This is a genomic window from Streptomyces sp. NPDC052910 (assembly GCF_055585605.1).
In genome coordinates this window covers 545876-556562 of record NZ_JBVJJR010000001.1, presented here as the reverse complement: position 1 = coordinate 556562, position 10687 = coordinate 545876, and the positions used below count along the sequence as shown (strand labels likewise).

Annotated in this window: 11 protein-coding genes; 4 read left to right on the top strand and 7 right to left on the bottom strand. The window is 71.4% G+C overall.

The annotated features are described in order from the left end of the window. Positions 1–101: 101 nt before the first annotated feature. A complete protein-coding gene (locus tag ACZ6X9_RS02355) occupies positions 102–803 on the bottom strand; it encodes an HAD family acid phosphatase (protein ID WP_469776034.1) in 702 nt (233 codons plus the stop codon). 281 nt (positions 804–1084) lie between these two features. Between ACZ6X9_RS02355 and ACZ6X9_RS02350 the strand changes: the two genes are divergently transcribed. Further along, the gene (locus ACZ6X9_RS02350; protein ID WP_469776033.1) at positions 1085–1786 is read left to right on the top strand and encodes an EamA family transporter; all 702 of its coding nucleotides are present in this window, start codon (positions 1085–1087) and stop codon (positions 1784–1786) included. A gap of 29 nt (positions 1787–1815) precedes the next feature. Here ACZ6X9_RS02350 and ACZ6X9_RS02345 read toward each other — a convergent pair whose 3' ends face one another. Beyond that, positions 1816–3054 carry an MFS transporter gene (locus tag ACZ6X9_RS02345; protein WP_469776032.1) on the bottom strand — a complete coding sequence of 413 codons (1239 nt, stop codon included), beginning with the start codon at positions 3052–3054 and terminating at the stop codon, positions 1816–1818. Positions 3055–3225: 171 nt separating this feature from the next. Between ACZ6X9_RS02345 and ACZ6X9_RS02340 the strand changes: the two genes are divergently transcribed. Both ACZ6X9_RS02340 and ACZ6X9_RS02335 read left to right on the top strand, forming a co-directional pair. After that, positions 3226–4140, top strand: coding sequence for a LysR family transcriptional regulator (locus ACZ6X9_RS02340; RefSeq protein ID WP_469776031.1), 915 nt, complete (start codon positions 3226–3228; stop codon positions 4138–4140). Between the two features lie 510 nt (positions 4141–4650). Beyond that, positions 4651–5316, top strand: coding sequence for a hypothetical protein (locus tag ACZ6X9_RS02335; protein ID WP_469776030.1), 666 nt, complete (start codon positions 4651–4653; stop codon positions 5314–5316). Positions 5317–5598: 282 nt separating this feature from the next. Here the strand turns inward: ACZ6X9_RS02335 and sodN are convergent, their stop codons facing one another. Then, a complete protein-coding gene (gene sodN, locus ACZ6X9_RS02330; RefSeq protein WP_004937667.1) occupies positions 5599–5994 on the bottom strand; it encodes a superoxide dismutase, Ni in 396 nt (131 codons plus the stop codon). A 148-nt stretch (positions 5995–6142) separates the two neighbouring features. On the opposite strand from sodN, the gene sodX reads away from it, so the two are divergent. Beyond that, entirely contained in the window at positions 6143–6607 is a 465-nt protein-coding gene (gene sodX / locus ACZ6X9_RS02325; RefSeq protein ID WP_469776029.1) for a nickel-type superoxide dismutase maturation protease, read from the top strand. On the opposite strand, the gene ACZ6X9_RS02320 is transcribed toward sodX, so the two are convergent. The 4 genes from ACZ6X9_RS02320 to ACZ6X9_RS02305 form a co-directional block, all read right to left on the bottom strand. Further along, a complete protein-coding gene (locus tag ACZ6X9_RS02320) occupies positions 6499–7140 on the bottom strand; it encodes a CGNR zinc finger domain-containing protein (protein WP_469776028.1) in 642 nt (213 codons plus the stop codon). The two genes, sodX and ACZ6X9_RS02320, sit on opposite strands and share 109 nt — an antisense overlap. Positions 7141–7541: 401 nt before the next feature. After that, entirely contained in the window at positions 7542–8309 is a 768-nt protein-coding gene (locus ACZ6X9_RS02315) for an amino acid ABC transporter ATP-binding protein (protein ID WP_469776027.1), read from the bottom strand. Beyond that, entirely contained in the window at positions 8306–9262 is a 957-nt protein-coding gene (locus ACZ6X9_RS02310) for an amino acid ABC transporter permease (RefSeq protein WP_469776026.1), read from the bottom strand. The genes ACZ6X9_RS02315 and ACZ6X9_RS02310 overlap by 4 nt, the downstream gene beginning before the upstream one ends. A 32-nt stretch (positions 9263–9294) precedes the next feature. Further along, positions 9295–10257: an ABC transporter substrate-binding protein gene (locus ACZ6X9_RS02305; protein WP_469776025.1), complete on the bottom strand. Its 963-nt coding sequence runs from the start codon at positions 10255–10257 to the stop codon at positions 9295–9297. Between the last annotated feature and the right edge of the window lie 430 nt (positions 10258–10687).

The following is a 10687-nucleotide window of genomic DNA, read 5'->3' as shown; positions in this document are numbered from 1 at the left end:
CGTCCCTGCCGGGCGTCGTCACGCCCGAGAGGGTCAGTCTAGGCAACCGGGCGGTCCGGCCCCCAGTAGCCTCCGCGCGGTGGTCCCGGGGGCAGGCGGAGTCAGGACAGCTTGCCGTCGTAGTCGGGGAGCTTGACCGTGAGTTCCGCGTGACCGCCTGTGAGGTCGGTGGTGTTGTTGCCGATGTTGGCGATGATCTTGTACCCCTTGGCCTCGATCTTCGCCCGCTCGGCGGTCTTGTAGGCGCTCACGTCGCGGAAGAGGTCGGGGAGGCGGCGGACGGACAGGCCGTCCACCGGGTAGCCGACGCGCTTGAGGTTGTCCTCGGTCAGGGAGCCCAGGAGGCGGGGGCGGGCGGTGACGAAGAAGACGGCGGCGCCGCGCTCGTGGGCGTACCGGACGAGGTCGCGGACGGGGGCGACGGCCGGCGTCGGGTACGTCCAGTGGAAGTCGGTCTCGAGCGAGGTGTTGTCGATGTCGAGGACCACGGCCTGCTTCTCGGTGCGGGCCTGGGCGGTGCGCTCGCGGATGTGGGGCGTCGCCCGGTCGACGGCGGCCCGTACGTCCCGCTGCCAGGCCGCGTAGTCGACGCCCTTGAGGGCGGCGGTGCCCGAGGTGTGCGTGCCGGAGGAGGCGGCGGTCACGGGTATGACGGGCGTGGCCGGAGCGGTGGCGGGGATGCCGGAGCGGGTGCCGGCCGCCGTGGGGGCGGCCGCGGCCGTCGTGGTCGTGCCCAGCGTGGCGAGAGCGGCGGCCGCGGAGACGGCGACGGCGGTGCGGCGGGCCCGGAGCGATGCGGTCATGCCGGGAACGATCACGTTCCTCCGTGACGGGTGGGGAACGTGAGGTTGTCCGGTGAGTGATGTCTGGGTTCCGCGTGCGGGGTGTCACTCCAGAGGCTTGTCTCCCAGGTGCACCAGCAGCACGCGCAGGGCCTCCGCGACCCGGTCGCACTCCTCGCGGCCGAGGGCGGAGAGGATCCGTTCGCCGTTGGCCGAGTGGAGGGCGATCAGCTCGTCCGTGAGGCGGTAGCCGCGGTCGGTCAGCCGGATGCGGACCCCTGCGCGCGCTGCCCGCGGGGCTGGTGCTGCCGGCGTACAACCGCAGGCTCCCGCGCGGCTCGTGGTGGTGGAAGTCGGCGGTGCTCGCCGTCCTCAACTTCGGCGCCTTCCTCCCGCTGATCTTCTTCGCCGCCTACCGGCTCCTCGGCGGGGTGGCCGCCACGATCGGGGCCGTGCAGCCGTTGATGGTGGCCGGCTTCTCGCTCCTCGTGCTGCGGATCCGCTCCCCACTGCCCGTCCTGCTGACGGCGGTCGCCGGCGTCGGCGGCGTGGCCCTGATGACCCTCACCGGCAAGGCCGCCCTCGATCCGCCGGGCGTCGCGGCGGCCCTGCTGATCGCCCTGTCCATCGTGCTCACCGAGAAGTGGGGCAGCGGTGAGAGCCCCCTGGTCATGACGGGGTGGCAGCTCACCGTCGCCGGCCTGCTCCTGGCGCCCGTCACCCTGCTGACCGAGGGCCTCCCCTCACACCTGACCGGCACCAACGTCGTCGGCTACGCCTACATCGGGATCGTCGCGACCGCCGCCGCCTACCCCCTCTTCTTCCGCGGCATCGGACGCCTCGCCCCGACCTCGGTCTCTCTGCTCAGCCTCGTCGGGCCGCCGGTCGCCGCGGTCATCGGCGTGGTGGTGATGGACCAGGCCCTGAGCCTCTGGCAGGGCGTCGGGCTCGCGGTCGCCCTCGCGGCGGTGGTCGCGGGGCAGGCCCTCGGCCGCAGGGGGTGAAAGCGGCGGCAGTCCGCGGAGGACGCGCGTCACGATGTGGCGCGCGTCCCGAGTGTCTTCTCGGACTCTCCCGCCGGTCCCGCTTGCCCCGTCCGTGTCGGCAGTCCCGGACGCCTCACCGCTCCGCCTGCCGCCAGGGGCACCACCGCCGCGGCGGCCAGCAGGCCGCCCAGCCACAGGGCGGCGGGTACCGAGACCGCGTCCACCATCCGGCCGCCCAGCAGCGCTCCGAGCGCGATGGCCCCGTTGAACACCGCGACGAAGAGCGCGGACGCCGTCTCTCCGGCTCCCGGTGCCACGGCCGTCAGCCAGGTCTGGGTGGCGACCGAGACGCCACCGTAGGCGAGTCCCCACACCACGAGCAGCCCGGCAGCCCCCACCGGACCGCCGGCCGTCAGTGACACGGCGGGTATCACCGCCCCCAGAGTCACCGCGATCACCGTCAGGACGCGGCGCGGGTGCCGGACGGCCGCCGTCCCGGCCAGGAAGTTGCCCGCGACGCCCGCGAGGCCGTACGCGAGCATGAGGCCGCCGACCGTGGACGGGCCCGTCCCCGGGATCCGTTCCAGGGCGGGGCGGACGAAGGTGTAGCCCGCGAAGTGTCCGCACACCAGCAGCAGGATGACCAGCAGCGCGGCGCGGACCCGGCGGGCGCGCAACAGCGCGGGCAGGGCGCGCGACGGTGCCGCGCCCCGGGGCGGCAGCGGAGGAAGGGTCAGCGCCAGGGCCGCCGTCACCAGGAGGGCCACCGCCCCCATCGCGAGGAACGCCACGCGCCAGCCGGCCCGTCCACCCGCCAACGTGCCCGCGGGGACGCCGAGTACGGAGGCCACGGCGATGCCGCTGAAGATCACCGAGGTGGCGCGGCCGACGGAGGGGGAGGGGACGAGCCGGGGGCCGAGTCCGGCCGCCACGGCCCACACTCCGCCGATGCACACGCCCACCAGCACCCTTAGTCCCAGCAGCACCTCGATCCCCGGCGCGGCGGCGGAGAGGAGGTCGGCGGCGGTGAGCAGCCCCATCAGGGTCAGCAACAGCAGGCGCCGGTCCAGTCGTCCGGCGCACACCGTGACGGCGGGCGCGGCCACGGCCGCCACCACGCCGGGCAGCGTCATCGTCAGCCCGGCGACACCGTCCGAGACCCCCAGCCCCGCCCCGATCGGGCTGAGCAGGCCGATCGGCAGCATCTCCGTCGTCACCACCGAGAACGTGCCCGCCGCCACGGCGACCACGGCCGGCCACCCTCCCGCGTTCCTGATCTTCATCATGCGTCCAGCCTCGGCGCGGGCCCGGCCGGGAACAACGGCCGGTCGCTCACCGCTCCATGAGCGGGACTTATCGATGACGGCGGCCGGAGACGCCCGACGAGCCGGCCGCGCGTGGACGGAAGCGGGCGGAAGCGGACGGAAGCGGACGGAAGCAGAGGGAAGCAGAGGGAAGTGGACGGCAGGAGAGGGGAGACGGTGGGCGGACTGGACCTGCGCGAGCTGGAGTGCTTCCTCGTCCTGGCCGAGGAGCTGCATTTCGGCCGCGCCGGCGAGCGGCTGTTCGTCTCGCAGAGCCGGGTCAGCCAGTTGCTGCGTGCCCTGGAACGCCGCGTCGGCGCGCGCCTCGTCGACCGCACCAGCCGCCGGGTGGCCCTGACCCCGCTGGGTGAACGTTTCCTCGCCGACCTGCGGCCCGCCTACGACGCGCTCCGCGGCGCGGTCGGCGACGCCCGCGACGCGGCGCGCGGCGTCGAGGGCGTCCTGCGCGTCGGCTTCCAGGGCGTCGCCGGACGGACGGTCATGGCGGCCGTGCACGCCTTCCGGGAGCGCCACCCCGCCTGCGAGATCGAGGTCGTGGAGATCCCGCTCGCCGACCCGTTCGGCCCGGTGCGCCGGGGCGAGGTCGACACGGCCGTCGTGCTGCTGCCGGTCGCGGAACCGGACATGACGCTGGGGCCGGTCTTCTCCCGGGAGCGGCAGACGCTCGCGGTGTCCGTACGGCACCCGTTCGCGTCCCGTGCCCGCCTGGGCGCCGAGGACCTCGCCGACTGCCCGCTCATCGGCCCCGCCGCCCCGGCCCCCGCCTACTGGCGGGCGGCCCAGGCACCGGCCGTCACCCCGGGCGGCCGGCCGGTCCCGGCGGGGCCGACGGTGTCCACCCTCCAGGAGGGCCTCACCCTGGCCGCCGCCGGCCGCGGCGGCATGCTGCTGTGCCGGCCGACCGGGGTGTACCAGAGCCGCGACGACCTCGCCTTCGTCCCCGTGGACGGCCTCCCTCCGTCCGCCCTCGGCCTGATCCGCCACCGCGACGCGGCGACGGCCCGGCTCCGCGCCTTCGGCACGGCCCTGGCGGAAGCGGCGGACTGACGGCGGTCCTCCGCCGACCACCCGTTCCTGAAACGAAGTAGCCGTCTCCTGCGCACCGGGAGACCCTTGAAGCGATACCCCCCCACTGTGCCGGGTGGCGGGCGGGGGCAACGGGTTTTCGATCGGGTGAGGGATCGGGTGAGGGAGGGGCGCGGGGTGGACGGCGTGCGGCGGGTGGCGCTTCCTCCGGGCTCCCGCCCCGGGCCGCCGGAGCGAGGGGCGACGGCGTCGGCGCCGTGAATTCCGGCGGGAATACGTCGAGTTCATCGGAGTGGCCGGCCGGAAGCCCCGCGCGAATGCGCGGAGCGCTGCGTGAAAGTGTGCCTTCCTCCGTATTTTCCCCGGAACTCCACCGAAACCTTCCCCGATATCCGGATTCCGCGGCACCGGTCCGCCCGCTCTTCGGCCGCCCGCCCCCTGGTGACTTCCGCGCGGAGAACGGTGCGTAAACTCGGTCGCCGTTTCCGGATTCGGAACCGGAATAGCACCACGGAACACACGGGGGATACCTTGCGCATCCAGTTCGTCCATCTCGCCGGCGCGGCGCCCCGCCGCGCCGCGCTGGCCGCCGGGGCCGTCGTGGCCGCCCTGGCCCTGACCGCCTGCGGTTCGTCCGACAAGGACGCCTCGGACTCGGCCAAGTCGGGTACGGGGAAGTCGGGATCGGCGTCGTCCGGCTCCGGCGCGTCCGGCGGGAAGTCCGACGCCGGGGACCGGGAGCTCGCGGCCGGGCAGCCCAGCCCGGAGGAGCAGGAATTGGACACGGACAAGCAGAAGGGCAAGTTCGTCGTCACCGCCGAGAAGGTGGTGATGGGCAAACCGGAGTCCCTCAAGGGCGGATCGGACGCCGCGAAGTTCGCCGGGAAGACGGTCGCTTTCGCCTATCTGAAGGCCAAGCTGGCCGACGGTGACTCGCCGATGAAGCCGCCCATGGTGGGCACCAACATCGGCACGCTGGTGGAGGGCGGCGAGCAGGGACGGCCGCTCCTCACCATCGGGGCGCTTCCCGGCACGCCGGCCGACTGCCAGAGCGAGGACTACGGAAAGGCGTGGAAGAAGGGCGAGGAGCGCACGATCTGCCGCCCCTTCGTGGTGCCGGAGGGCAAGAAGGTCACCCACGTCACCTTCCGCCGCGGCTTCTACAAGGCGCCCCTGAAGTGGGCCCTCCCGAAGTAGTCCCGTGCCGGGACGCGTGACCGGGCGGTCGCGGGTGAGCGCGGTCGTGTGACGGCCTGGGCGCGCGGGCGCCCACCGGCTCGGGCGGGCGCGCGCCGCTCCGTACGCCCCGGTGCGCGCCGCCCGGACGACGACGAGGGGCCCGGCCGGTGATACCGGCCGGGCCCCTCGGGTTGCCGCGGTGCCACGTCATGGACGCGTACCGCGTACCTCGTACCGCCGCGCGCCCGGGGCGGCGCATCGTGCGCCCCCCCCCGGCAGCGGGCGGACGAGGGCCGGGCCTTACGCCTTCTTGGTCTCCCAGAAGATACGGTCGATCTCGGCGATGAGCTCCAGCGCCTTCTCGCCCGTCTTCGGGTCGGTGGACGCCTTGGCGGCGCTCAGCGCCTTCAGGGTGTCATTGACCAGTTGGTGCAACTGGGGGTACTTCTCGAAGTGCGGCGCCTTGAAGTAGTCGCTCCACAGCACCGAGACGTGGTGCTTGGCGAGCTCCGCGCGCTGCTCCTTGATGATCGTGGCGCGGGCACGGAAGTGGGGGTCCTCGTTGGCCTGGTACTTCTCCTGGACGGCCTTGACCGATTCCGCCTCGATGCGGGCCTGGGCCGGGTCGTACACGCCGCAGGGCAGGTCGCAGTGGGCGCTGACCTTCACCTTGGGGGCGAACAGGCGGGAAAGCATAGTGGTGCTGTCCTTCCTCGTGATCGTCTTCTCAGGTGCGAGATTACTCGGTGCGGGAAGGCTTTTCCCGGGCACCCCGTGGGGCTTAGGACAAAAGACCGGTGTCAGGCTGGGACCGGACGGAGACGGACGGGAGTGAGGAGCCGAGGTGCAGGAGCGACTGGACGAGCCCGGTCACGGGCTGGACCGCGAGCGTCGCGGACTGCTGCGGATCGGGCTGGCCGAGGTCTACAACCCGTCGATGGTCCCGACGCTGAACCCGGGCGACCAGCTCGTGGTGCAGTACGGCGCGAGCGTGCGTCCGGGGGACGTGGTGGTGCTGCGGCACCCGTTCCGGCAGGACCTGCTGATCGTCAAGCGCGCGGTGGAGCGGCGCGACGGCGGCTGGTGGGTCACCGGGGACAACCCGCTGGTGGAGAACGACAGCCGGGAGTTCGGCGCGGTGCCCGACGAGCTGGTCGTGGCCCGCGCCTGGATGCGGCTGCGACCGCCGCCGCAGGCGGGTCAGCGGTCGGCGGGCGCGCTGCTCTCCTGGGCGGCCTCGGCCGTCCGGCCGGTGCGCTCCTCCGGGCTGCTCGGGCTGCCGCTCTCGCGCCGCTTGCGCGCCCGGTAGGCGGCGACGTTGGCGCGGGTGGCGCAGCGGTCGGAGCAGTAGCGGCGGGAGCGGTTGGTCGAGGTGTCGAGGTAGGCGTTGCGGCACGGCGGGGCCTGGCAGATGCCCAGCCGGTCCACGCCCAGCGAGGTGAGGTGGACGGCGAGGCCCATGCAGGCCGTCGCCGTGTAGCCGGCCGCCGAGTTGGCGGCGTGGTCGGCGATGTGCAGGTGCCAGTCCGGCCGGCCGGCCTCGTCGCGCTGCTGGTGGCCGGAGATCTGCGGGCTGACGGGAAACTCCATCAGCAGCGCGTTGAGCAGGTCCACGGCCCGTACCTCGTCGCCCTCGGCGGCGGCCTCGAAGACCGCGCGCAGCCGCGTCCGGACGCCGCGCAGCCGGGTCACGTCCCCGTCGGTGAGCCTGCGCGCCATCTGCGAGCCGGGGCCGAAGACGTCCCGGGCGCCGTCGAGCGAGGTGAGGGTGTCGGTGCCGCGCGCGGGCGCCTCGGTGTTGACCAGCCGGACGGCGTAGTCGGCGTAGGAGGCCAGTTCCACGGGGGGTCCTTCGGTGGTCGGCCCGGGGCCGGGCCCCGATGGGTAATGGATGTCTATCCGACGAGGGTATTACACCGTACGACGGGCGGGCGGGGGTTACGCACTTACCGGCCCTGCGCACCGTAGGCGTGGCGGCGCCCGTGAACGCCGGACGGCGGCCGCGCGGAACCGTGTTCCGTACGACCGCCGTCCGGCGTTCACGCACCTGTCACCCGTCCGGCGGGCGCCCTACGGGAGGGGCGTCGTCCCGACCGGACGCGCCGGGCGGGGAAGCGGGCGGAGGAGGGTGCACCACCGTGCGCTCCGGCGCCGGGGGAGGCACTCCTCCGCACCGTCGTCCCACCGCACGACACTTTGGACCCGCGCACGACCGCGGATCCACGCGACACCGCGGACCCGCCTCACAGCACCTTGGACAGGAAGGACTTCGTCCGTTCGTGCTGCGGGTTGGTCAGCACCTCCCGCGGGTCCCCGGACTCGACGACGACGCCGTCGTCCATGAAGACCAGCGAATCGCCGACCTCGCGGGCGAAGCCCATCTCGTGGGTGACCACCACCATGGTCATCCCCTCCTCGGCGAGGTCGCGCATCACGTCGAGGACGTCGCCGACCAGCTCCGGGTCGAGCGCCGAGGTGGGCTCGTCGAAGAGCATCAGCTTGGGCTCCATCGCCAGCGCCCGGGCTATCGCCACCCGCTGCTGCTGGCCGCCGGACAACTGGGACGGGTAGTTGCCGGCCTTGTCGGCGAGGCCGACCCGGTCCAGCAGCTTCAGCGCGCGCTCCCGGGCGACGGACTTGGTCTCGCGCTTGACCTGGACCGGAGCCTCCATGACGTTCTCCACGGCCGTCATGTGCGGGAACAGGTTGAAGCGCTGAAAGACCATGCCGATGTCCCGGCGCTGGGCGGCGACCTCGCGGTCCTTCAGCTCGTAGAGCTTGTTGCCCTGCTGCCGGTAGCCGACGAGTTCCCCGTCGACGTACAGCCGGCCGCCGTTGATCTTGTCGAGGTGGTTGATGCACCGCAGGAAGGTCGACTTGCCCGAACCGGAGGGGCCGATGAGGCAGAACACCTCGCGCGGTGCGACTTCCAGGTCGATGCCCTTGAGGACCTGGACGTTGCCGAAGGACTTGTGGACGCCTTCGGCCTTCACCATCGGGGTGACGGTCATGCGGTACCCCCAGGGCTGCCGGCGGAACGGTTGGAGAACGAGAGCAGGTTGGTCTTGAAAATCTTCTGCAGGGGCGTGGGCGGCAGGTTCCGCGTCGACCCGCGGGCGAACCGGCGCTCCAGGTAGAACTGGCCGATGCTCAGCACACTGGTCATCACCAGGTACCAGGCCGCGGCGAGGAGCAGCATCTCGACCGTCGCGCCCGAGGTCTGGCCCACGTTGGTGGCCGCCTGGAGCAGGTCGTAGTACTGCACCGCGATCACCAGCGAGGTGGTCTTGAGCATGTTGATGAACTCGTTGCCGGTGGGCGGCACGATGACACGCATGGCCTGCGGCAGCACCACACGGCGCAGAGTGCGGCCGTGGCTCATGCCGAGCGCCTGCGCCGCCTCGGTCTGGCCCTCGTCCACCGACTGGATGCCGGCGCGGCAGATCTCGGCCATGTACGCGGCCTCGTTGAGACCCAGGCCCAGCAGTGCCGCGAGGAACGGCGTCATGAACGACGACCAGTAGTCCTTGTAGAGCGGCATGAGGTTGATGTATTTGAAGACCAGTCCGAGGTTGAACCAGACCAGAAGCTGGACGAAGACCGGCGTGCCGCGGAAGAACCAGATGTAGAACCAGGAGATGGACGAGGTCACCGGGTTCTTGGAGAGCCGCATCACGGCCAGGACGACGCCGAGGACCACGCCCAGCACCATCGACAGGACGGTGATGACGATGGTGTTCCGGACACCCTTGAGGATGTCGGCGTCGAAGAAGTAATCGGGAAGGGCGTGCCAGTTGAGCTTGGCCTGCGCGAACGCGTTGACCAGCAGGCCGAACACGGTGAGCGCGATGACGGCCGACACCCATCGGCCGTAGTGCCGGACGGGGATGGCCTTGAGGGTTTCCGGTGCGGAGTCGGAGCCGGCGCCGCCGGGGTCCTTCGCCTTGTCGAGGTCGAGAGTCACGAGAGTGGCCTTTCAGCGAGCGAGGGAAACGATCAGGAACCGCCGTTGACCTTGGCTTCCTTGACGGCGCCCGCCGAGACGCTCCACTTGTCCAGGATCTTCTGGTACTCGCCGTTCTTGATGATCGCCGCCAGGGCTTCCTTGATGGCGTCCCGCAGTTGCGACTGCGACTTGTCGAGGGCGATGCCGTACGGCGCGGCCTCGACCTGGTCGCCGACCAGCTCGAAGTCGTTGCCGCCGCCCGAGGTCTTCACCGCGTACGCCGCGACCGGGAAGTCGCTGGCCCCGACGTCGGCGCCGCCGCTGCGCAGCCGGGTCTGGGCCAGGACGTCGGTGTCGAACGCCTCGATGGCGATCCCCTTGCCGCCGTCCTCGGAACACTTCTTGTTCTGCACCTTGGCGTAGTCGTGCGAGACGGTGCCGCGCTGCACGACGACCTTCTTGCCGCACAGGTCGGTCCAGCTCTTGATGCCCTGGGTCTTGCCCTTGGGGGTGTAGAGCGAGACGCCCGCCTGGAAGTAGTCGACGAAGTCGACGCCCTCGGTGACCTTCTTCTTGGTCTCCGGGTCGACGCCGTTCTGCCGCTCCTTGGTGTCGGTCATGGCCGACATGGCGATGTCATACCGATGGGAGCGGATGCCGGCCACCAGGTTTTCGAACTTGCTGTTGTTGAACTGGAAGCGGACGCCCAACTGCTTGCCCATGGCGTCGGCGATGTCTACGTCCAGGCCGGTCGGCTTGCCCTTCTCCATGAACTCGACCGGCGGGAAGGCGATGTCCGAGCCGACGCGGACGACGCGGGAGCTCTTGACGGCCTGCGGGAGCTTGTCGAACAGCGGGGCGGAGGCGCCGGGGGAGTCGCCGCCGTCCTTTCCCTTGTCCTTGGTCTGGTCGCCGCAACCGGTCAGCAGCAGGGCGCCGGCGACCGCGATCGCGCCGGCGGCGGCCAAACGACTCCTGGCGGCAGCCGGGCGAGGGGTGGTGCTTGCGGTCATTGCTGGTTCCTCCTGCGGGTGAGGGGATAGCGACTCTTCACACGGCCTGTTCAAGGGAAAACGCACGCGAGGCCTCGCGGAGGGCGTCAGCACACTTCACCGGCTGCCGCGACCTCGGGTGATTGGGGCATCTTGCCATCTGGACTACACCGTTCGGGGGGCCAGCAATGTCAAAATCGGATAACGGGATGATCCGGTTGCTGATGAGGGATGTTCGGCTTGTGGGGTGTTGGTTGATCGCTTCCGTTCGTTCCGGGAGCGAGACGCATCTCACGAGCCTCACGTCTCACTCCATGGACTCGAAGCATCAGTTGACACCGATTTCCGGTCGACATCGGTGCGGCGTGGCAGAGAACGCCGTAACTCACTCGTCGGCCGTAGCGCTCATCCGGTAGAAAGGGCCCTTACACCCCGCACCCGGGGCTCAGGG

Excerpts from the sequence above, each read along its gene's own strand:
- ACZ6X9_RS02355 (WP_469776034.1), bottom strand. The coding sequence starts at position 803 with ATGACCGCATCGCTCCGGGCCCGCCGCACCGCCGTCGCCGTCTCCGCG.
- ACZ6X9_RS02345 (WP_469776032.1), bottom strand. The coding sequence starts at position 3,054 with ATGATGAAGATCAGGAACGCGGGAGGGTGGCCGGCCGTGGTCGCCGTG.
- sodN (WP_004937667.1), bottom strand. The coding sequence starts at position 5,994 with ATGCTTTCCCGCCTGTTCGCCCCCAAGGTGAAGGTCAGCGCCCACTGC.
- ACZ6X9_RS02315 (WP_469776027.1), bottom strand. The coding sequence starts at position 8,309 with ATGACCGTCACCCCGATGGTGAAGGCCGAAGGCGTCCACAAGTCCTTC.
- ACZ6X9_RS02305 (WP_469776025.1), bottom strand. The coding sequence starts at position 10,257 with ATGACCGCAAGCACCACCCCTCGCCCGGCTGCCGCCAGGAGTCGTTTG.